Here is a 20,984-nt window from a genome sequence, read left to right as displayed (position 1 = left end):
CTACGCAAGAGCCGGTCCGTCGGGCGGGCTATGCTTAGGGGTTATCGCCGCCGGTAGTGGGCCCGTGCCGGCAGCGGCTAAACCTTTGCATTCATGGCCCGGCGCCCGTATCTTGCCCGGCTTGCCCGTAAAGCAGCCAATTTCGAGGTTCCTGCAATGAGTTTGAGCGAAGCGCGTTTCCATGATCTGGTCGACGCGACCCAACAGGCACTGGAAGACCTGTTCGACGAGAGCGGCCTGGACCTGGACATGGAAAATTCCGGCGGCGTGCTGACCGTCAAGTTCGAAGGCGGCGCCCAACTGATCTTCAGCCGCCAGGAGCCGCTGCGTCAGCTGTGGCTGGCCGACCGTTCCGGCGGCTTCCACTTCGATTACGACGAAGAGAACGGCAAGTGGGTGTGCGAGAAGAGCGAAGAGCTGCTTGGTGAGATGCTCGAGCGCATCGTCTGGGAGCGGGCCGGCGAGAAGCTGGACTTCGACGAGATCTGACATGACCAGCCAGCTGCGGCCACCCAAGCCGCTGTACAGCAACGTCAGCCCGGCGGTGCCTTCACCCTGCATCAGCGTTTGCCGGTTGGATGAGCAGCGGGTATGCACCGGCTGCCACCGGCACGTCGAGCACATCCGCGAATGGCGCTCGGCCGACGACGAACGGCGCCGGCAGATCTGTCGCGAAGCCGAGGCCCTGCGCGTACGGGCTTGAGTATTTGCCCGGCTGTGGTAGTGTCAGGGGGTGCGTCGTTGACGCAAAAGCATTCACAAACCCCGCCCTTGGGCGGGGTTTTGCTTTATCTGCCTGCAGGAAACAGCCTGTTCAAAGGAGTCTGACTGGATCATGAGCACCAAGCCTTCCCTCATCCTCACCCGATTGGACGTACAGCGTCTCGAGCGCCTGATCGAAGGCCTCGACGAAAATACGCCGGGTGTGCTCGCCTTGCAGGAGGAGCTGGACCGTGCCGGTCAGGTGGTCGGCCATGATGAAGTGCCCGCCGGTGTGGTGACCATGAACTCGCGCGTGCATTGCCGTGAGGAAGCCAGTGGCAAGGACTACCACCTGACCCTGGTGTACCCGAAGGATGCGGGTGGCGAGGGCAAGGTGTCGATCCTTGCGCCGATCGGCTGTGCGCTGCTGGGCTTGTCGGTGGGTGAGCAGATCGACTGGCCGGCACCGGGGGGCAAGACCCTGAAGCTGAAGTTGCTGGAAGTCGAATACCAGCCTGAAGCGGCTGGTGATTTCGACCTCTGAGACTGGTCGTTCAGGGGGCGTTCTGCGCCCTGAGCTGGCAGGCGTGAATACAGTTATCGACTATGCGGCTGCGCAGCGACCAATCGGTATTGATGATGTGGAAGCCCTGGATGTAGCTGTCCAGGTCTTTCGAGTCGAACCACTGATCGATCTTGTCGCTGAAATCATCAGGCGTGAACACCACCTTGTTGTACTTCGCGCACTGAATCGAGCGTAGCGTGCCGTCAGGCTTGTAACGCTGGCTATGCTGGTCGATGAACGCTTTCAGTTCTTCTGTGGAGGGCGTGTTCTCACCCATCCAGACCTGCTCCACACCATTCCAGTGGTCCCCGCCGGCGGGATCGTTATAGGCAATGACCACGGTTTTGCCTGGGTGGTCATTCCACAGTTGATCCAGGGTCAGAGCATGCAAGTCATAGGGGATGATGCGCTGCCCCATGTGCTTGTCCAGCATCGCCAGCAGCCACTCATGCTCCCGGGCGCTGAAGTTATCGAATTCATGGAAGTCGAGGATGATGATTTCTCGCTCGTTGGCAGGATCTTCATAGAAAACACCAAGCTCGGACACTACGTCGCCGAGAACAGTGCGTCCCGATGTACTCAGGTGATAGAGCTTGTACCGGTAAGGTGAGTCGGGTGAATACTCGCGGTTTGCCCTTACACGAAGGTCCAGTACGCGAATGCCGGCACGGATCTGCTCGATGCACGGAACGTCCTGGGTCACTTCCTGCGGTGGGACGATATTGTCCGCCTGTTTGTCCATTCCCGAATCATGGCTGCCGGGCAAAATCAGCTGATCAATACGCAGGCGACCCAGTTCAGGCAAGTTACCCATCCAGTTCTGATTGTTCATGATGCACCTCAGTCATTGAATGAGGGCAAAGCATGCCGCTGGCCAGGAGAGCCGTGCAGAAGGAAATGCCTGCTGGTTCAGCAGGCGAGCTCAGCCTGGATCTTTTCCAGCCCCTGATTGAGCGCATACTCCAGCTCGCGCTTGTAACGCAGATACAGGCTGGTCGAACCCTGTTCATCCTCTAGCAGTTCTGAAAGCTCCAGGTCGGTGATATAGCAGCGGTAGTGCCCGGCACTGCGGCGCTGGCCGAGGATCTGCCGGGCGACAACCTCATACAGCTGGTCGCCATGCTCCAGCTCGGAAAACTCCCGCTGGTCGCAATACAGTGTGACCTGTACCTCGCCACCGGCACCGGCCTGCAGAATGGCCTGCACCTCGTAGTAGGGCTGATCGGTGGCAACGCTCGGTGTCGGCCTGGGCTCGATGCAGCGTGCCTTGCCTGGCCCTGAAGGCAGCAATTGCGCGTAGCGGATTTCCAGCGATGCCTGTTGCAGTCTGTCCAGCGGCAAACGCGCGTCGTGGCGCATCACCACCGATCGCAGGAAGCGCTGCATCGGCAGCAGCAGATGGTTTTCATCATGCAGCGGCAGGCGCTGCTGCCACAGGGCATTGTACTCATCCAGCACGTACAGGTCGGCCCAGCCGTCGAGCAAGCGGTAGAACACCTGGATGCAATTGCGCCGACCGTGTTCAAGTACCAGGGGCAGGTCGTAGTCCTGCATCGCATTGCCATCCAGGTGCAGCGGGCTGTAGCGGCTGCGCACTTGGCCCAGGTGATCGAGCACGGCGTCATGCTCCGTCATGGTTGCCAGGCTTACCTGGCCGGGCAACAGTTCCAGCACATGGGTGTATTGCGCTACCTGCAGCAGGTAGCGGTGGTTCAGGCCCTGGTCGAGCAGCAGTTGCGCCGTGTCGAAGACCTCCTCGACACGCTGGCTGATTGCCTGGGCGCGGTTGTGGCAGAAGCAGCGCACCCGTACCTTAGGGCGGTGGCTGCGTTGGCCGAGGCTGTTGAGGAAGTCACGCAGGCAGCGCAGCAGCGCGTGTTCACCGTCGTAGCGCTGCACCAGCACTTCGTTCCAGCTGTTGAGGGTGATCTGGTCGACGGTCAGCACCAGGTTCTCGCGTACGCCAGCGTAGCTCAACGAGTCGGTGCGCTCGGTGGTCATCAGGATGTTCAGGTCGCGGTGATGGCGCAGCGGGTCCACGCCGACGTTGACCAGCAGCAGGATCTCGTCAGCCACGCTTGGTTGCAGCAGGCGCTCTTCGCTGACACTGCCCAGCGGCAGCGGGATGCTCTGCTGCAGGCTACCCAGCAGGTTGAACAGCTCGAACTCGCTGAGGTCGCTGTCGCCCGGGTGCAGGGCAAGCCGTGTGGTACTGTCGATGACGCCGTTGCGGTGGGCCCAGGTCAGCAGTTCGAGCAGCTCGCGGCAGCGCTTGATTGGGCTGAAATGCTCCCATTCGTGCACCCCCAGGTTACCGTTGTACAGCCCCCAGTGGTGGCTGCCAGGCTCCTTGCGGTTTGGCGACTGGACCAGCGTCAAGGTGTCTTCGGCGATGTCCGGGGCAATGCCCGGGTTGATCACTTCGATCTTGCCGGCGCGGCGTTCGAAGGCCGCGTACAGGCGCCGGCCCAGAACATTCAGGTCACGCTGGTCGGCGCGGCTGCTGGCAGCCTGGCTTTGCGCGAACTGGCCCAGAAAGCGATAGCTGTGGTTGAGCTCGGCCACCAGTTCACGGCGTTCGACGGCGACCTGGCGGACCTTCCACTGGCTGCGGCTGTCGAGCATGGCCAGTTGCCGTTCGTCCCAGCCCCACTCATCGGCCAGGCGCTGCAGCAGTTGCCGTTGCCAGCCGTTGCTGCGGCTACGGTCCAGGCCGCTCAGCTTTTTGTTGACCTTCAGGTACAGGCTGCGCCTGACCAATTCGAGCCGCGCGGTTTCGCCGCGTTGCTGCAGGTAGCGCTCGATACGCCGGTACACCATCACATAGGGGTCGAGTTCGTCGAGGTTGAGGTGGTTGGCGAACACTGCCTGCTTGTAGTCCAGGCTCAGGCAGCGCACGGTCGGATGCTCGCTGGCGTAAACCTCGGTCAGCAGCAGCTTGAGCAGCGACTTGTAGGGCGAGTCGATGCCCTTGTACAACTGCCACAGCCCAGCCCCGACATACTCGCCGGGCGGAATATGCGCAAGGTTGCCAAGGTCGAGGGCGTCCTGATTACGGATGAAGCGCTTGGACAGCAGGGTCTCGGTATAGGCCTGATAGTTGTGCTCTTCGTAGACCGGCACCAACCACCACAGCGGCGTGCGCCCGGCGAGCCAGATGGCCGTGCGGTAGAACTCGTCGAGCAGCAGGAAATGCTGGGTAGTGCCGCAGTCATCGGAGCTGAGCTGGCTGTCGCGCAGGCCCTGGGCAAAACTTTGCGGGTCGATCAGGAAGAAATGCGCCTCGGCACCCTGGCTGGCCGCCCAGGTCTCCAGCAGCTGGCATTTGCGGCGCAGTTCCTCACGCTCGGTTTCGGCCAGGCCCGGGGCATGGCACACCCACAGGTCCATGTCGCTCTGTTCGGCCTGGGCCAGTGAGCCGAGGCTGCCCATCAGGAATAGCCCGTGGATCGGGCGTGGCGGGTTGCCGTGGCGCGCCTTGTAGGCGAACGAGCGCGCCAGGCGCTGGGCATCGGCAACCTGTTCGGCATCCGGCTCGAACCCCGCCACCCCGGCCGGTGTGGCGCCGGATACATAACCGGGCAACAGCGGGTGGTTGACGTGGAACAGCAGCGGCAGGAGGGTCAGGACCAGCTGCTGGCGACTCGACAGGCCTTCCATCGCGCGTTCGAGCCGGCACTGGTTGATGTGCAGGAAGCGCGCACGCAATGTCGCCAGCACCTTGCGGTCGATGCCTTCGTCCAGGTCAGGGCGGATTTCGTGGGGGTGGTTCATTGCACACTCAGGGCGGGCCAGAAAAGCTGAGGCGAGTTTAGCCTGAGTGGGGCAGTCGGATAAGCGGAATATGGATTATTGGCGCCATTTTTCTATCGTCTGTTCTGGCCTCTTCGCAGGCTTGCCCGCGAAGAGGTCGGTACAGGGTTATGCGGGCTGTGTGGACTTGAGGATGCTAAGCAACAGTTGGACGCTTTCAGCCGCATCATTCCCGAGGCTGGTGAGGTAGCCACCATCGGGCTGGTCGGTGAGTTCTTTTTCATGAAGGCGCTTGGCAGCAGCGATCAGGGCGGGCGACGCGTTACTGCCAACTTTGATGCCTTCCTGGTGGTTGTCCAGGTTGAACAGGGCGAGCACTTCCAGTTCGGCGATCAGTTCGGGGGTAAAAGACATGGCGACTCCTGACTTCCAGACGAGGATGGCGGCACCGCCAGCGGTGCCTGATCCTGGAGTGTAGTCGGCTTATTCGTCGTCGCCTTGATCCATCTCAGGCGGCAGCTCGGGCAGGGCGCGCAGGGCGGTCTCGTACCACTCGCCGTTGAACGGGCGGTCTTCCTGGAGCATGTTGTCGATTTCGAAGGCCAGCACGTGGGCCATGAGGTTGAGGATGTCTTCGCGCTCGTAGCCGACCAGGGTCAGTTTGTTGAAGGTGGCCTTGGCCGCTGGCGGCTCGCCGCTTTCGATCTGGTTTTCGATGGCTTCGGTCAGCGTCGCTTCGGCGAAGGCTTCGTCGTCATTGCCGATTTCGTCGTGTTCGCTCATGGCGCTACTCCTATGGTGGGACGCACAGTTTGCCATGCCCGCGTCGGCAATGCCCGATCATCGACCCGGTGCATGACGCTGGTCAGGCACCGGCGGACCGTCTATAACAGCCGAGCTATCCCCACACGGCCTGGAGGCTGTAACCCCATGCTCAAGCTTCACGGATTCTCGGTCAGCAACTACTACAACATGGTCAAGCTGGCCCTGCTGGAAAAAGGCCTGCGTTTCGAGGAAGTCACCTTCTACGGCGGGCAGGCACCGCAGGCCCTGGAAGTCAGCCCGCGGGGCAAGGTTCCGGTGCTGGAAACCGAACACGGCTTCCTCAGCGAAACCAGTGTAATCCTCGACTATATCGAGCAGACCGAGGGTGGCAAGGCGCTGCTGCCGAGTGACCCGTTCGGCCGGGCCAAGGTGCGCGAACTGCTCAAGGAAATCGAACTGTATATCGAGCTGCCGGCGCGTACCTGCTATGCCGAGTCGTTCTTCGGCATGGCGGTGGAGCCGCTGATCAAGGAGCGTGCGCGTACCGACTTGCTGGCAGGGTTTGCCACGCTCAAGCGCAATGGCCGTTTCGCGCCTTATGTGGCGGGTGAGCAGCTGACGCTGGCGGACCTGATGTTCTGCTTCTCGGTGGACCTGGCGTACGCGGTAGGCAAGAAAGTGCTGGGCATCGACTTCCTGGCGGACTTCCCGCAGGCGAAGGCGTTGCTGCAATTGATGGGCGAGAACCCGCACATGGCGAGGATCGTTACAGACAAGGAGGCCTCGATGCCGGCCTTCATGGAGATGATTCGTAGCGGTAAACGTTGAAGGCTGGGGCTGCAGGGCAGCCCCAGACTCTACTTAACGCGAAGCCAGCAGGGCCTTGCCGCGCACAACGGCGGCACGTACCTGCGCAGGCGCCGTACCACCGATGTGGTTACGGGCATTCACCGAGCCTTCCAGGGTCAGCACGGCAAACACGTCCTGCTCGATCTGGTCGCTGAACTGGCGCAGCTCGTCCAGGCTCATCTCGGCCAGGTCCTTGCCGGTGTCGACGCCATACTTCACGGCGTGGCCGACGATCTCGTGGCAATCACGGAACGGCAGGCCACGGCGCACCAGGTAGTCGGCGAGGTCGGTGGCGGTGGAGAAACCGCGCAGGGCCGCTTCGCGCATGATGGCGTGCTTGGGCTTGATTGCCGGGATCATGTCGGCGAAGGCGCGCAGCGAGTCGCGCAGGGTGTCTGCGGCGTCGAACAGCGGCTCTTTATCTTCCTGGTTGTCCTTGTTGTAGGCCAGAGGCTGGCCTTTCATCAGGGTCAGCAGGCCGGTCAGAGCGCCGAAGACACGGCCGCTCTTGCCACGCACCAGCTCCGGAACGTCCGGGTTCTTCTTCTGCGGCATGATCGAGCTGCCGGTGCAGAAGCGATCAGGTAGGTCGATGAACTGGAACTGGGCGCTGGTCCAAAGCACCAGCTCTTCGGAGAAGCGCGACAGGTGCATCATCGCCACGCTGGCGGCAGCGCAGAATTCGATGGCGAAGTCGCGGTCCGAAACGCCGTCCAGCGAGTTGCCGGCCACGGCTTCGAAGCCCAGCAACTTGCAGGTCAGTTCACGGTCGATCGGGTAGGTGGTGCCGGCCAGCGCGGCGCTGCCCAGAGGCATGCGGTTGGCGCGCTTGCGGCAGTCTACCAGGCGCTCGTAGTCGCGGCTGAGCATTTCGAACCAGGCCAGCAGGTGGTGGCCGAAGGTGACTGGCTGGGCGGTCTGCAGGTGGGTGAAGCCGGGCATGATGGTCTCGGCTTCACGCTCGGCCTGCTCCAGCAGGCCCTGTTGCAGGCGGGTGATCTCGGCCAGGATCAGGTCGATCTCGTCACGCAGCCACAGGCGGATGTCGGTGGCAACCTGGTCGTTGCGGCTGCGGCCGGTGTGCAGTTTCTTGCCGGTGATGCCGATGCGGTCGGTCAGGCGTGCTTCGATGTTCATGTGCACGTCTTCCAGGTCGACGCGCCAGTCGAAACTGCCAGCCTCGATTTCGCCCTGGATGGTTTTCAGGCCATCGATGATGGTGTCGCGCTCGGCATCGCTGAGAACGCCGACCTGCGCCAGCATGGTGGCGTGGGCGATCGAACCCATGATGTCGTGGCGGTACAGGCGCTTGTCGAAGTCGACCGAGGCGGTGAAACGGGCGACGAAGGCGTCGACGGGCTCACTGAAGCGGCCGCCCCAGGACTGATTGGTCTTGTCGGTGCTCATGGATTCACTCTATGCAGGCGTGAACGAAAAAGTGGCGCCGATAATAGCAGGGTTGGGCCGACTGCCGCAGGGCGTCGGTCGACAGAAACCGGAGGGAAACATCCATAAAGGCAGGGCAGGACGATATTCAACGATTGAACGGCAGTGTTCCACGGACCGTCTACAGTTGGACAGAGGACTGGCAGCGTTTCTGCCGGCTCAGTGAATCTTTGGCCTTCGTATCGGTCTAGAGCGTGACCGCAGCGTCGCTCGACCTGCTCTTGTCTACGCTATACCTGTGCGAGACTCACTCAGGAATCCAGAGCAATTATGAATGTCCTGATCGTTGATGACGAACCCCAAGCCCGTGAACGCCTCACACGGCTATTCGCTGAACTGGAGGGGTATTCCGTGCTGGAGCCCAGCGCCACCAATGGCGAAGAGGCCCTGGCATTGATCGAAAGCCTCAAGCCCGATGTGGTCCTGCTGGACATCGGCATGCCAGGCCTGGATGGCTTGCAGGTCGCCGCTCGCTTGTGCGAGCGCGAGGCGCCACCGTCGGTGGTGTTCTGTACCGGCGACGATGAATACGGTGCAGAGGCCTTCAAGGAAAGCACCCTCAGCCACGTGACCAAGCCGATTCAACCTCAAGCCCTGCGCGATGCCTTGCGCAAGGCCGAAAAGCCCAACCGCGCCCAGCTGGCGGCGTTGACCCGGCCTGGCAGTGAAGGTGGCGGCCCGCGCAGCCATATCAGTGCGCGCACGCGCAAGGGGATCGAGCTGATTCCTTTGCCCCAGGTGATCTATTTCATCGCCGACCACAAGTACGTGACCTTGCGCCACGAAGCCGGGGAAGTGCTGCTCGACGAGCCGCTCAAGGCGTTGGAGGACGAGTTCGGCGAGCGCTTCGTGCGTATCCATCGCAATGCGCTGGTTGCCCGCGAGCGCATCGAGCGTCTGCAACGCACGCCGCTGGGGCATTTCCAGCTGTTCCTCAAGGGCCTGGACGGCGATGCCCTGACGGTCAGCCGCCGGCATGTGGCGGGCGTGCGCAAAATGATGCAGACGCTTTGACGCAGTACCGGCGTCCTCGCCGGTACAGGCCACAACTGGATCCTGACCCACATCTGCTAGCGATGCCGGTGATGCTGTTATCATCAGCGGCATTTCTCTGGATCGGGGCGTTCCATGTCCACTCGCGAAATCCGCATTGCCACCCGTAAAAGTGCCTTGGCCCTGTGGCAGGCCGAATACGTCAAAGCCCGCCTCGAGCAGGCCCACCCCGGTCTGCTGGTGACCCTGGTACCCATGGTCAGCCGCGGCGACAAGCTGCTCGATGCACCGCTGGCGAAGATCGGCGGCAAGGGACTGTTCGTCAAAGAGCTGGAAACAGCGCTGCTGGACAACGAAGCCGACATCGCTGTGCATTCGATGAAGGACGTGCCCATGGACTTCCCCGAAGGTCTGGGCCTGTACTGCATCTGCGAGCGCGAAGACCCACGCGATGCCTTCGTCTCCAATACCTTCGCCAGCCTCGACACCCTGCCGGCCGGCAGCATCGTCGGCACCTCCAGCCTGCGCCGCCAGGCCCAGTTGCTGGCACGCCGGCCGGACCTGAAAATCCACTTCCTGCGTGGCAACGTCAACACCCGCCTGGCCAAACTCGATGCCGGTGAATACGACGCCATCATCCTCGCCGCCGCCGGCCTGATTCGCCTGGGCTTCGAGGAACGCATCACCGATACCATCAGCGTCGACGACAGCCTGCCAGCCGGTGGCCAAGGCGCGGTAGGCATCGAGTGCCGCAGCGCCGACAGCGAAATCCATGCGCTGCTGGCTCCGCTGCACCATGCCGATACTGCTGACCGCGTAGTCGCCGAGCGTGCCTTGAACAAGCGCCTCAACGGCGGCTGCCAGGTGCCGATCGCCTGTTATGCCGTGCTTGAAGGCGATCAGCTGTGGCTGCGCGGCCTGGTTGGCCAGCCAAGCGGCGGTACCCTGCTGGTGGCGGATGCGCGCGCACCGCGTGAGGCTGCCGAAACCTTGGGCGTGCAGGTTGCCGAAGCTCTGCTGGGCCAGGGCGCCGAAGCCATTCTCAAGGAAGTCTACGGCGAGGCCGGGCATCCGTGAGCCCCTGGCGCCTGTTGCTGACCCGGCCTGAAGAGGACTGCGCGGCACTGGCGCAGAGCCTGGCCGCTGCCGGTGTGGCCAGCAGCTGCCTGCCGTTGCTGGCCATCGAGCCCGTCGCTGTGGCTGACGGGCAGCGTCAACAGCTGGCCGGGCTGGCGCAGTACCAGGCGATCATCGTGGTCAGCAAGCCGGCGGCCCGACTGCTGCTTGAGCAGTTGCAGCGTGCTGGCATGCAAGCACCGTCTGCAGGCTGGTTTACCGTGGGCGAGGCAACGGCGGCGGTGTTGCAGGGCGCGGGCCTTCAGGTGAGATTTCCCGGGCAGGGTGACGACAGCGAGGCCTTGCTCGCGCTCCCGGCCTTGCGCCAGGCTATTGCGGCGCCTGGAGCGCGCGTGCTGATCGTGCGTGGCGTCGGAGGTCGCGAACTGCTGGCCGAGCGTCTTGCAGAGCAAGGTGCTAGTGTCGAATATCTGGAACTGTATCGCCGCTGTCTGCCGGAGTACCCGGCGGGCACGCTGATGCGCCGCATAGAAGCGGAACGCCTCAATGGCCTGGTGGTCAGCAGTGGGCAGGGTCTGGAACATTTGCAGCAGATGGCCGCAGCCGATTGGCCGCGAGTAGCCTGCCTGCCGTTGTTCGTACCCAGCCCGCGAGTCGCTGAACAGGCCCGGGCCGCCGGGGCCCAACAGGTTGTGGATTGCCGTGGCGCGAGTGCCACGGCCTTGCTGGCAGCCGTGCAGCGCAGCGCTGCACCTGCTTTTCAAGGCGCTTCGCACTAGCGCGAGGTGCCCCCATGCAAAGGATGGATACGTGAGCGAAACTGTCTTGTCCAACAATGATCAGCCGTCGGCGCAAGCGTCGGCGCAACCCGTCACCGACAAGCCTGTAAAGCGCTCTGGCAGTGGTCTGGCCGTGCTGGCGCTGTTGCTGGGTGCGACCGGGGTCGCAGTAGGGGGTTGGGGTGTGTGGCAGGTGCGGCAACTGCAAGGCAGTGAAGTGAACCAGGGCCAGCACCTTGAAGCCCTCAGCCAGCGCGCTGCGGCACTGCAGCAGCGTGAGCAGCAGATCAGTGCACAACTGGCCAGCCTGCCGGCCGCCAGCGAGCTGGAAGACCGCCGCCGCCAGGTGGCGCAGCTGCAAGGCGACCAGCAGCGTCTCAGCCAGCGTCTGGAAACCGCACTCGGCGAAAGCCGCAAGGAGTGGCGTCTGGCCGAGGCCGAGCACCTGCTGCGCCTGGCTACCCTGCGCTTGTCGGCACTGCAGGACATCACCAGCGCCAAGGCCCTGGTCGAAGGCGCCGACGAAATCCTCCGCGAACAGAGCGACCCGGGCGCCTTTGCCGCCCGCGAGCAACTGGCGCGCAGCCTGGCCACGCTCAACAGCACCCAGCAGCCGGACCGCACCGGCCTGTTCCTCAAGCTTGCCGCCCAGCGTGAACTGGTTCAGGAACTCAGCGCCCAGTCGCCCGAGTTCGCCAGCAACGCCGATGCGCTCGGTGCGCTGACTGCCGATGGTGACGGTGCCAGTCGCCTGTCGCAGTGGTGGGCAGAAATCTCCAAGTACTTCCAGATCGACTTCAACGCCGACGAAAATGTGCGGCCGTTGCTGGCCGGCCAGCAGCTGAACCAGCTGCGCCTGGCCCTGAGCCTGACCATCGAACAGGCGCAGTGGGCTGCGCTCAATGGTGAGGCCAAGGTCTACAGCCAGGCCCTGGATGATGCCCGCAGCGTGCTGCTGGCCAACTTCAATGCCGACAACCCACAAAGCAAGGCGATGCTCGACAGCCTCAATGCGCTGGCTGAGCAGCCCGTCTCGGTAGTAACCCCGGACCTGAGCGAAAGCCTGGCGGCGGTGCAGGCGTACATCCAGCGCCGCCATCTGCCAGCCGAGGCTGAAGGAGGCAAGCCATGAAGCGTGTCTACCTGCTCGCCGTACTGGCGATCGTGGTTGCCGCAGCGCTGGGCATCGCGGTGGCCAAGCACAGTGGTTATGTGCTGATCGCCTACGGTGGTTTCCGTTACCAGTCCGGATTGTGGGCCGCGCTCGCAGCGCTGGCTGCCGTGGTCGGGTTGCTGTTGCTGCTGCGTTACCTGGTAGGCCTGGTGCTGACCTCCAGTGGCGTGGTCAACCCGTGGTCGCGGCGCAACCGTAGCCGGCGTGTGCGGATCGCCATCGAACAGGGCCAGCTGGACCTGGCCGAGGGCCGCTGGGCCAGTGCCCAGCGCCACCTGCATCGTGCTGCCGAGGCCGAGCGCCAGCCGCTGTTGTATTACCTCGGCGCCGCCCGCGCCGCCAATGAACAGGGGCGCACGGAAGACAGCGACAACCTGCTGGAGCGTGCGCTGGAGCGTCAGCCGCAGGCCGAGCTGGCCATTGCCCTGACCCATGCGCAATTGCAGATGGACCGCGGCGAGCGTGATGGTGCGCTGGAGACGCTGTTGGCCATGCAGGAACGGCATCCCCATAACACCCAGGTCCTTCGCTTGTTGCAGCGTCTGCATCTGGAGCGCGGCGACTGGTCGGCGCTGATCCGCCTGTTGCCGGACCTGCGTAAGGGCAAGGTGTTGCCGGCCGATGAGCTGGCGGCGCTGGAGAAGCGCGCCTGGGGCCAGAACCTTGGCCTGGCGACCACCCGTGGCGAGGATGTGCAAAGTGCCCGGCAGGCGCTGGAGCGCGCCTGGCAGCAGCTGACCGCAGCTCAGCGCCAGGAGCCGCAACTGGTGCTGGCCTATGCCGAACAGCTGCGCCAGGTGGGCGCTCAGGGCGAGGCCGAGCAGGTATTGCGCAGCGCGCTCAAGCGTGAGTACGAGAGCCACCTGGCTCGCCTGTACGGCCTCGTGCGCGGTGATGACCCGGCGCGCCAGCTACAAACCGCCGAAGGTTGGCTGAAGGCCCATCCAGAAGACCCGAGCCTGTTGCTGACACTCGGCCGCCTGAGCCTGCAGAACCGCCTGTGGGGCAAGGCGCGCGACTATTTCGAAAGCAGCCTGCGCATGGAGCGTAATCCGGAAGCCTGCGCCGAGCTCGCGCGCTTGTTGGCCAGCCTGGGTGAAACCGAGCGCAGTAATCAGCTGTTCGAGGAAGGCCTTGGCCTGCTCGATGAGCGTCTTCTGGCGCTGCCGCTGCCAGAGGGCGTACGTGCTTGAGCCTTCCATGAGCCCGCGCAGGGGCGCGGGCTCATGGGCTTGGTAACTAGTTCTGCGTTAAAAGTTATATCTGCAATCTCTTCTTCGGAAGTTTCCTACAGCTTGGATGGAGACTTCCCCTGCAATACAGCGACTTGTCACTCCAGTAGTGCCTTGAAACAAGCCTGGCCTTTCCTCTACCGTTCCAAGCCACTTCAACTTCCCGGGGCTGTTCTTCCCATGCCGATGGCCAGTCTGCGCACGCTTTTCATTCCGGCATGCCTTGCTTCGCTGGCAGTGCTGGGTGCGTCCTTCTATCTCGAAAGTGCCGTTGGGCTTGTGCCTTGCCTGCTGTGTTTCAGTCAGCGGCTAATGCTAGCCGTGTATGCACTGGTGTGCCTTTGTGCGGCGCTGCATGCGCCTGGTATTGCCGGGGCACGGCGTTACGCGCGAACGACGTTGCTGTGCGCGGCCAGTGGTGCTTTGCTGGCGGCACGGCATGTGTGGTTGCAGGGCGCGAGTGATGCAAGCCATCTGTGCCCGTTACCCATCGGTCACATGTTCGAACAGTCATGGCGTGAAGCTGCGCGGCAACTGTTGCTGGGCGGCCCCGATTGCAGCTCGCTGACCTGGAGTTTCCTCGACCTGACCTTGCCGGAGTGGAGCCTGCTGGCGTTTCTGCTGCTGACGGCGCTGCCCTTGAGCTGCCTGCTGGCGTATCGTTTCCGCTCACTTGGCAATCCTTGACCTGGCGCATGCTGGCGGTCGATAGCGCGACCAATGGTGGTGCATCGGGGTATTAAACACTTGTATGAACTTTGTCCGCTGCGTACCTTGATGCTAAGCACGCGCGGGAATAATCTCCCAGCACGCATACCGAAAACACAACTGCTCGATGCCGTCCTGCTGATGACACCTTTGTGCTGCACGGTCGTAGTGCGAGGTGCAGCGGCATCTACCCAGAAGGGAAGAGATCGCCATGCTCGATAGTTGTCAGAACGCCCAGGAACGCTGGGGTGGGGTTCACAAGCTGATCGACCGTTGGCTCGAGGAACGCGAGGAGCTGGTTCAGGCTTTCCGCACCTTGCGCGACGCCAAGCCGGCCTTTGCCGACAAGGACACGAACGGCGACTTTTGCACGCTGCTTGTCGACTACGTTTCGGCGTGGCATTTCGAAGTCAGCGAGCAACTGGTCAGTGAAGCGAAAGCGTTCGGCGATACACGAGGCCTGGAACTGGCCACGCAGATCAATCCGCGCATTGATGAAAGCACTCAGTTTGCCTTGGCCTTCAACGACCATTGTGACAAGGGTGAGTGCAAGGACCCTGCGCGCTTCGCCGAAAAGCTCGGCAAGCTGGGCGGCCTTCTGCACGAACGCTTCGAGCTCGAAGACTGCCTGATCGAGGTGCTGCATAACGCGCACAAGGAAGAGGGCGCGGTCGAAGCCTGAAGGTCGGCGTCAGTCGCCGACCGCCAGTAACTCGATTTCAAACACCAGCGGCGTGTAGGGCGCGATCAGGTCACCTGCGCCCTCGGCACCATAGGCCTGTACCGAGGGGATCACCAGGCGCCAGGTCGAACCCGCTTTCATGTGTGGCAGCGCCGCCTGCCAGCCCTCGATCACCGAGTCCAGGTTGAACCATTGCGGTTGCTGGTTCTGGTCGAACACCGAACCATCCGGCAGCCTGCCGACATAGCGCACCTGCACCTTGCCGCCAGCTTTGGGGTGCGCGCCATTACCCGCTTTCAGCTCACTGTACAGAATGCCCTCCGGCAGCTCGTGCACGCCGGCACGGGCCCGCTCGTTGGCCATGAAGCGCGTTTCCACGGCCTGCAGCTTGGTCACTTCGGCTTGCTCGGCGGCGGCGCCGGCCTGCTCTTCGTGCTGCTGGAGAATGGCCTCCATCCGCGCCTTGTCGAGTTTCAATGGCTGGCCCTGATAGGACTGGCGCAGGCCTTCGACCAGCGCATCCAGTTGCAGGCCGGGCACTTCCTGACGCAAGCGCTCACCCAGGCTGGCGCCGAGGCTATAGGCCAGGTCTTGATCGTTGGCAGGGGCGGTATCGTTGGCGGCCAGGGCGAATGGCGCCATCAGGCACAGGCCGAAAGCAAGATAACGCGGCATGTCTAACTCCAGCTCGATGAGCGGGGAAGTATGCCAGCGTTGTTGTCTCGACATGTGTAAATATCAGCAACGTTTTGTTAAGGAATCTCCGAACAAGCCTTCAGTTATGCGAGAATCCCCGCAACACCTGATCCGAGCCGCCCATGAGCCAGATGAGCTTTTCCGACTTTGAGTACGCCGGCAAGCGCAAGCAAACCCGCCGAGAGCGCTTCCTCGCCGAAATGGATCAGGTGGTGCCCTGGGCAGGCCTGCTGGAGCTGATCGAACCGTTCTACCCCAAGGCCGGCGGCGGTAGAAAACCCTATCCTCTGGAAACCATGCTGCGCATCCATCTGTTGCAGAACTGGTTCTCCCTGAGCGACCCGGCCATGGAAGAAGCGCTCTACGAAATCACGCCCATGCGCCAGTTCGCACGCCTGACGCTGAGCGCGCCAATCCCCGAAGACACCACGATCATGAACTTCCGGCACTTGCTGGAGAAGCATCAGCTCGCACCGGCAATCCTTGCGGTCATCAATGGTTATCTGCAGGAAAAAGGCCTGTCGCTGCGCCAAGGCACCATCGTCGATGCCACCATTATTCATGCCCCCAGCTCGACCAAAAATAAAGAAGGCAAGCGTGATCCCGAGATGCACCAGACCAAGAAAGGCGGTCAGTATTTCTTCGGGATGAAGGCGCACATCGGTGCCGATGTCGAGTCCGGCCTGGTGCATCACGTCCATGGCACCGCTGCCAATGTGGCCGATGTCACGCAGGTGGCTGAACTGCTGCATGGCGAAGAAAACGCCGTGTATGCAGATGCCGGTTACACCGGTGTCGAAAGGCGCGAAGAGCATGAAAATCGGGGGGTGATCTGGCAGATTGCAGCGCGTCGCAGCACCTATTCCAAGCTGAACCAGCGCAGCGTACTGTACAAAGCCAAGCGCAAGATCGAGTTCTGCAAGGCTCAGACACGGGCCAAGGTCGAGCATCCGTTTCGCGTGATCAAGCGGCAGTTTGGTTACGTGAAAGTACGTTTTCGTGGGCTGATGAAAAACACGGCTCAGTTGACCACGCTGTTCGCCCTGGCAAACCTGTGGAGGGTTCGAAAACAGCTCATGGGTATGGGTGAGGTTCGCGTTTAACACGGAGAACCGGTCGAAAAAGCTCTCCGTACATGATTTTTCGGTCACTTTTCGTCCAATGACGCTGTAGGTGCCTGGAAAATTGCAACTTGCCGCGGCTGCACGACAAGTTGATCGGAGCATCCTTAAGCAACTACACTTGCACGGAGCTGCAAGACAACAACTTTGCCCAGGCATGCAACGCGGCGCCATCAATACTGTCAACATGCCCTAGCGGCGGTAGCAGCAGAAGCATAGTATGAGCCGCAATCTCGTCAGCCAGGAGGTAAACCATGTCGGCCAAAAAGAAGCCAGTAAGTACGCCGTTACACCTGCTCCAGCAACTTTCGGGCAGCCTGCTCGAACACTTGGAAGAGGCCTGCTCGCAAGCGCTGGCTGATGCGGAGAAATTGCTGGCCAAGTTGGAAAAGCAGCGCGGCAAAGCCCAGGAAAAACTGCACAACGGTCGCCTGAAGTTGCAGGATTCGGCCAAGGCAGGCAAAGCCAAGGCGCAGAACAAGGCACAAAAGGTAATTGGTGAACTTGAAGCACTGCTCGACTCGCTCAAGGAACGTCAGACCCAGACGCGTACTTATATTCAGCAACTCAAGCGCGATGCCCAGGAAAGCCTGAAACTGGCTCAAGGTGTCGGCAAGGTCCGTGAGGCCGCTGGCAAGGCACTCGATCAGCGTGCAGTGGCTGCCAAGACCGCGAAGCCCGCTGCTGCCAAGGCTCCGGCCCGTAGCGCTGCCAAGCCTGCCGCCAAGGCCCCGGCCAAGTCGGCTGCAACCAAGGCCCCAGCCCGCGCCGCCGCTGCCAAACCTGCCGCCAAGCCAGCCACGAAAGCTGCTGCTGCCAAGCCTGCAGCCAAACCAGCGGCCGCCAAGCCTGCAGCAGCCAAAGCACCGGCCAGAACTGCCGCCGCCAAGCCAGCCGCTAAACCTGCCGCTGCCAAGGCTCCTGCCAAGCCAGTAGCCGCCAAGCCTGCAGCAGCCAAGGCCCCGGGCAGAACCGCTGCCGCCAAGCCAGCTGCCAAACCTGCAGCCGCCAAGGTTCCAGCCAAGCCAGCAGCCACTAAACCAGCAGCCAAACCTGCTGCTGTCAAAGCTGCGGCCAAACCTGCAGCCAAACCTGCAGCCGCCAAGCCAACAGCGAGACCTGCAGCGAAGGCTCCAGCAAAACCTGTCGCAGCCAAACCGGCTACTCCAGCCGCCAGTGCGCCAGCAACCAACTCGGCAGCTCCAGCCGCTCCCTCGGCACCCGTCAGCACCCCAGCTCAGACGCCGTCTTCGGTCTCCTGAAGCGCTGCGGCCGCGACGCGCAAGCCAACCAGCGCGTCGTGGCCACGGGCCTGGTCCGGTGCCATCCGGTCCAGCCAATCGCCCGTGGGCTCATGCGAGCCCGTGGGCCATTGTTTTGCACAGGCTTCCAGTCGTTGCAACAACTGCTTCTCCGCCTGTAACTCCAGCCCCTTTACTTGCTCACGCAACGCCGCCAGGTGTGGATCGTGCTGCGCGGGCGTGCGCCATTGCTGGCGCAGACTGCGTAACGGCGCAACCACATCGTGTTGCCACGGCCCGGCAATCGCACGCAGAGCCTGGGCACGTTCTTCACTGAAGGTGACCGCGCGCGCCTGCAACCAGGTCGCACACAGCAGCAGACAGACGTCGCCCCCTATCGCCTGAACGTCCAAGCAAGCCGTTTCGACGCCTGGGCGGGCATATAGCGCCAGGGCATGATTCCACAGGTCGGTGTACATGATTCCACTCACGCTGCGGGCCGAGGAAGCTGGTAGACTCCGCGACCACTATGATCAGACTATCCAACCTCACTTTACAGCGTGGTCCGCAGCGCTTGCTAGAAGGCGCCGAGATGACCCTGCACGCCGGTCACAAGGCCGGCCTGATCGGCGCCAACGGCGCCGGAAAATCCAGCCTGTTCGCCCTGCTGCGCGGCGAACTGTCGCCCGATGCCGGTGATTGCCAGCTGCCCGGCGACTGGCGCATTGCCCACATGCGTCAGGAGGTCGATACCCTCGACCGCCTGGCCGTGGACTATGTGCTCGACGGTGACGCCCGCCTGCGCAAGGTCCAGGCCGAGCTGGCCGTGGCCGAACAGGCCCACGACGGCACCGCCCTGGCGCGCCTGCACAGTGAGCTGGAAGTTGCCGACGGCTACACCGCCGATGCCCGCGCCCGTAAATTGCTGGCTGGGCTGGGCTTCACCAACGAGCAGATGGATCGCCGCGTCGGTGACTTCTCCGGTGGCTGGCGGATGCGCCTGAACCTGGCCCAGGCGTTGATGTGCCCGTCCGACCTGCTGCTGCTCGACGAGCCGACCAACCACCTCGACCTCGATGCAATCCTGTGGCTGGAAGACTGGCTCAAGGGTTACCCGGGCACGCTGTTGCTGATCTCCCACGACCGCGATTTCCTCGATGCCGTGGTCGACCATGTGCTGCACGTCGAGCAGCGCAAGCTCAACCTGTACAAAGGTGGTTACACCGCCTTCGAGCGCACCCGTGCCGAACGCCTGGCGCAGCAGCAACAGGCCTACGAGAAGCAGCAGGCGCAGCGCGCGCACATGGAAAAGTACATCGCCCGCTTCAAGGCCCAGGCCACCAAGGCCCGCCAGGCGCAGAGCCGGATCAAGGCCCTGGAGCGCATGGAAGAACTGTCGGCGGCGCATGTGGATTCGCCGTTCGATTTCGTCTTCCGCGAATCGCAGAAAATCTCCAGCCCGCTGCTGAGCCTGTCCGAAGGCCGCCTGGGCTATGGCGACAAGGCGATCCTCGACAAGGTCAAGCTGCAGCTGGTCCCGGGTGCACGCATCGGCCTGCTCGGCCCCAACGGCGCCGGCAAGTCGACCCTGATCAAGAACCTCGCCGGTGAACTCGAGCCGCTCTCGGGCCGCCTGGTGCGTGGCGAGAACCTCGCCGTCGGCTACTTTGCCCAGCACCAGCTCGACTCGCTGGACGACAAGGCCAGCCCGCTCTTGCACCTGCAGCGCATTGCGCCGACCGAACGCGAGCAGACCCTGCGCGACTTCCTCGGCGGCTTCGACTTCCATGGCGACCGCGTCGACGAGCCGGTGGTGAACTTCTCCGGTGGCGAGAAGGCCCGCCTGGCCCTGGCGCTGATCGCCTGGGAGCGGCCTAACCTGCTGCTGCTCGACGAACCGACCAACCACCTCGACCTGGAAATGCGCCTGGCGCTGACCATGGCCCTGCAGGAATTTGCCGGTGCCGTGGTGGTGGTTTCCCACGACCGTCACCTGCTCAAGAGCACCACTGACGACTTCCTGCTGGTGGCCGATGGCAAGGTCGAGACCTTCGATGGCGACCTCGACGACTACAGCCGCTGGCTGGTCGAGTACCGCCAGCGCAGTGCGCCGGCCAGCAACGCTCCGGTCAATCCGGACAAGACCGACAAGAAGGCCCAGCGTCAGGCGGCGGCGGCCTTGCGTCAGCAGTTGGCACCGCACAAGAAGGCGGCCGACAAGCTGGAGACCGAACTCAACCAGGTGCATGCGCAGCTGGCCGAGATCGAGACTGCACTGGGTGACGGAGGGGTGTACGAGGCGGCGCGCAAGGATGAGTTGCGCGATCTGCTGGCTCGGCAGACCAAGTTGAAGCAGCGTGAGGGTGAGCTTGAGGAAGCCTGGATGGAAGCGCTGGAAACGCTCGAGACCATGCAGGCTGAGCTTGAGACTTTGTCCTGATCCATTGATGTCGCCTGTACTGCCCCCTCGCGGTGCAGGCAACAGTAATCCCGCAGAATTTGCTGGTTATTTTTTCGCCAACGCCTTAGCTTAACGTTTTGCAACAATGGTTGAGCGAGGTGTGTGATGTCGATGGAAGTGTGGTTGGGCTTCTTTGCCGCGTGCTGGGTGATCAGCCTGTCGCCGGGTGCCGGGGCGATTGCCTCGATGTCCAGCGGGCTTCAATACGGTTTCTGGCGTGGATACTGGAATGCCCTGGGCCTGCAACTGGGTCTGATCGTGCAGATCGCCATCATTGCCGCCGGCGTCGGCGCCATCCTCGCGGCTTCTGCCACCGCCTTCCAGGTCATCAAGTGGTTCGGTGTGGGCTACCTGGTCTACCTGGCCTATAAGCAATGGCGTGCCCTGCCCATGGACATGACCGACGAATCGGGCGTGCGCCCGATCGGCAGGCCGCTGAGCCTGGTGTTCCGTGGCTTCCTGGTCAACGTCAGCAACCCCAAGGCGCTGGTATTCATGCTGGCGGTGCTGCCGCAGTTCATCAACCCGCACGCGCCGCTGCTGCCACAGTACATCGCGATCACCGTGACCATGATCTGCGTCGACATGCTGGTGATGGCGGGTTACACCGGGCTGGCTTCGCGGGTATTGCGCCTGCTGCGCACGCCCAAGCAGCAGAAGCGCCTGAACCGTACCTTTGCCGGATTGTTCATCGGCGCGGCGACCTTCCTCGCCACGCTGCGCCGGGCGCCGATCTGATC

The 20,984-nt window shown here is 62.8% G+C and carries 22 protein-coding genes; 15 read left to right on the top strand and 7 right to left on the bottom strand.

Annotated features, from left to right (window positions below; translation table 11 throughout):
• The first annotated feature begins 156 nt into the window (after window positions 1–156).
• The 3 genes from cyaY (at window position 157) to rnk (ending at window position 1,246) form a co-directional block, all read left to right on the top strand.
• The gene (cyaY, locus tag ACOKS3_RS28465; protein ID WP_159412799.1) at window positions 157–489 is read left to right on the top strand and encodes an iron donor protein CyaY; all 333 of its coding nucleotides are present in this window, start codon (window positions 157–159) and stop codon (window positions 487–489) included.
• 1 nt (window position 490) lies between these two features.
• The gene (locus tag ACOKS3_RS28460) at window positions 491–703 is read left to right on the top strand and encodes a DUF1289 domain-containing protein (protein WP_422763568.1); all 213 of its coding nucleotides are present in this window, start codon (window positions 491–493) and stop codon (window positions 701–703) included.
• Between the two features lie 132 nt (window positions 704–835).
• On the top strand, window positions 836–1,246 hold the full coding sequence (rnk, locus tag ACOKS3_RS28455; RefSeq protein WP_103448530.1) for a nucleoside diphosphate kinase regulator: 411 nt from the start codon (window positions 836–838) through the stop codon (window positions 1,244–1,246).
• Between the two features lie 10 nt (window positions 1,247–1,256).
• On the opposite strand, the gene ACOKS3_RS28450 is transcribed toward rnk, so the two are convergent.
• From ACOKS3_RS28450 to ACOKS3_RS28435, 4 genes are all read right to left on the bottom strand, one after another.
• On the bottom strand, window positions 1,257–2,099 hold the full coding sequence (locus ACOKS3_RS28450) for a PI-PLC domain-containing protein (protein ID WP_103448531.1): 843 nt from the start codon (window positions 2,097–2,099) through the stop codon (window positions 1,257–1,259).
• Window positions 2,100–2,176: 77 nt separating this feature from the next.
• Complete coding sequence (locus ACOKS3_RS28445) at window positions 2,177–5,041, bottom strand: class I adenylate cyclase (protein ID WP_103448532.1); 2,865 nt, start codon at window positions 5,039–5,041, stop codon at window positions 2,177–2,179.
• A gap of 147 nt (window positions 5,042–5,188) precedes the next feature.
• Window positions 5,189–5,434: a TIGR02647 family protein gene (locus tag ACOKS3_RS28440; RefSeq protein WP_103448533.1), complete on the bottom strand. Its 246-nt coding sequence runs from the start codon at window positions 5,432–5,434 to the stop codon at window positions 5,189–5,191.
• 69 nt (window positions 5,435–5,503) lie between these two features.
• The gene (locus ACOKS3_RS28435) at window positions 5,504–5,803 is read right to left on the bottom strand and encodes a hypothetical protein (RefSeq protein ID WP_103448534.1); all 300 of its coding nucleotides are present in this window, start codon (window positions 5,801–5,803) and stop codon (window positions 5,504–5,506) included.
• Window positions 5,804–5,950: 147 nt separating this feature from the next.
• On the opposite strand from ACOKS3_RS28435, the gene ACOKS3_RS28430 reads away from it, so the two are divergent.
• Window positions 5,951–6,613, top strand: coding sequence for a glutathione S-transferase (locus ACOKS3_RS28430; protein WP_103448535.1), 663 nt, complete (start codon window positions 5,951–5,953; stop codon window positions 6,611–6,613).
• Window positions 6,614–6,646: 33 nt separating this feature from the next.
• Here ACOKS3_RS28430 and argH read toward each other — a convergent pair whose 3' ends face one another.
• On the bottom strand, window positions 6,647–8,041 hold the full coding sequence (gene argH, locus ACOKS3_RS28425) for an argininosuccinate lyase (RefSeq protein ID WP_027916957.1): 1,395 nt from the start codon (window positions 8,039–8,041) through the stop codon (window positions 6,647–6,649).
• Between the two features lie 309 nt (window positions 8,042–8,350).
• On the opposite strand from argH, the gene ACOKS3_RS28420 reads away from it, so the two are divergent.
• The 7 genes from ACOKS3_RS28420 to rsd all read left to right on the top strand — a co-directional run bounded on the left by ACOKS3_RS28420 (window position 8,351) and on the right by rsd (window position 14,725).
• A complete protein-coding gene (locus ACOKS3_RS28420) occupies window positions 8,351–9,094 on the top strand; it encodes a LytR/AlgR family response regulator transcription factor (RefSeq protein ID WP_103448536.1) in 744 nt (247 codons plus the stop codon).
• Between the two features lie 114 nt (window positions 9,095–9,208).
• Window positions 9,209–10,150: a hydroxymethylbilane synthase gene (gene hemC, locus ACOKS3_RS28415; RefSeq protein ID WP_103448537.1), complete on the top strand. Its 942-nt coding sequence runs from the start codon at window positions 9,209–9,211 to the stop codon at window positions 10,148–10,150.
• Window positions 10,147–10,929: a uroporphyrinogen-III synthase gene (locus tag ACOKS3_RS28410; RefSeq protein ID WP_103448538.1), complete on the top strand. Its 783-nt coding sequence runs from the start codon at window positions 10,147–10,149 to the stop codon at window positions 10,927–10,929. The genes hemC and ACOKS3_RS28410 overlap by 4 nt, the downstream gene beginning before the upstream one ends.
• 31 nt (window positions 10,930–10,960) lie before the next feature.
• Window positions 10,961–12,061 (top strand): uroporphyrinogen-III C-methyltransferase, encoded by a 1,101-nt coding sequence (locus ACOKS3_RS28405; RefSeq protein ID WP_422763567.1) that lies wholly within the window; start codon window positions 10,961–10,963, stop codon window positions 12,059–12,061.
• The gene (locus ACOKS3_RS28400; RefSeq protein ID WP_103448540.1) at window positions 12,058–13,296 is read left to right on the top strand and encodes a heme biosynthesis HemY N-terminal domain-containing protein; all 1,239 of its coding nucleotides are present in this window, start codon (window positions 12,058–12,060) and stop codon (window positions 13,294–13,296) included. Before ACOKS3_RS28405 ends, ACOKS3_RS28400 begins: the two co-directional genes overlap by 4 nt.
• A 219-nt stretch (window positions 13,297–13,515) precedes the next feature.
• On the top strand, window positions 13,516–14,022 hold the full coding sequence (locus ACOKS3_RS28395) for a disulfide bond formation protein B (RefSeq protein WP_103448541.1): 507 nt from the start codon (window positions 13,516–13,518) through the stop codon (window positions 14,020–14,022).
• 232 nt (window positions 14,023–14,254) lie between these two features.
• Window positions 14,255–14,725, top strand: coding sequence for a sigma D regulator (rsd, locus tag ACOKS3_RS28390; RefSeq protein ID WP_103448542.1), 471 nt, complete (start codon window positions 14,255–14,257; stop codon window positions 14,723–14,725).
• 9 nt (window positions 14,726–14,734) lie between these two features.
• On the opposite strand, the gene ACOKS3_RS28385 is transcribed toward rsd, so the two are convergent.
• Entirely contained in the window at window positions 14,735–15,400 is a 666-nt protein-coding gene (locus tag ACOKS3_RS28385; protein WP_103448543.1) for an FKBP-type peptidyl-prolyl cis-trans isomerase, read from the bottom strand.
• A 143-nt stretch (window positions 15,401–15,543) separates the two neighbouring features.
• Between ACOKS3_RS28385 and ACOKS3_RS28380 the strand changes: the two genes are divergently transcribed.
• Together ACOKS3_RS28380 and ACOKS3_RS28375 are read left to right on the top strand one after the other, a co-directional pair.
• Window positions 15,544–16,524 carry an IS5-like element ISPa41 family transposase gene (locus tag ACOKS3_RS28380; protein WP_014003920.1) on the top strand — a complete coding sequence of 327 codons (981 nt, stop codon included), beginning with the start codon at window positions 15,544–15,546 and terminating at the stop codon, window positions 16,522–16,524.
• A gap of 272 nt (window positions 16,525–16,796) precedes the next feature.
• Entirely contained in the window at window positions 16,797–17,804 is a 1,008-nt protein-coding gene (locus tag ACOKS3_RS28375; RefSeq protein ID WP_422764481.1) for an AlgP family protein, read from the top strand.
• Here ACOKS3_RS28375 and ACOKS3_RS28370 read toward each other — a convergent pair.
• The gene (locus ACOKS3_RS28370) at window positions 17,780–18,262 is read right to left on the bottom strand and encodes a TIGR02444 family protein (protein WP_103448545.1); all 483 of its coding nucleotides are present in this window, start codon (window positions 18,260–18,262) and stop codon (window positions 17,780–17,782) included. The genes ACOKS3_RS28375 and ACOKS3_RS28370 overlap by 25 nt on opposite strands.
• Before the next feature lie 50 nt (window positions 18,263–18,312).
• Here ACOKS3_RS28370 and ACOKS3_RS28365 point away from each other — a divergent pair, with 50 nt between their 5' ends.
• A complete protein-coding gene (locus ACOKS3_RS28365; protein WP_103448546.1) occupies window positions 18,313–20,223 on the top strand; it encodes an ATP-binding cassette domain-containing protein in 1,911 nt (636 codons plus the stop codon).
• A gap of 126 nt (window positions 20,224–20,349) precedes the next feature.
• Window positions 20,350–20,982: a LysE family transporter gene (locus ACOKS3_RS28360; protein ID WP_103448547.1), complete on the top strand. Its 633-nt coding sequence runs from the start codon at window positions 20,350–20,352 to the stop codon at window positions 20,980–20,982.
• Window positions 20,983–20,984: the final 2 nt, after the last annotated feature.

Origin of the sequence: Pseudomonas sp. HS6-2, from assembly GCF_049325675.2 — a bacterium.
Classification (GTDB): domain Bacteria; phylum Pseudomonadota; class Gammaproteobacteria; order Pseudomonadales; family Pseudomonadaceae; genus Aquipseudomonas; species Aquipseudomonas putida_N.
Note: the sequence above shows the minus strand (reverse complement) of the source record. Positions and strands in the feature narration are given on the sequence as shown.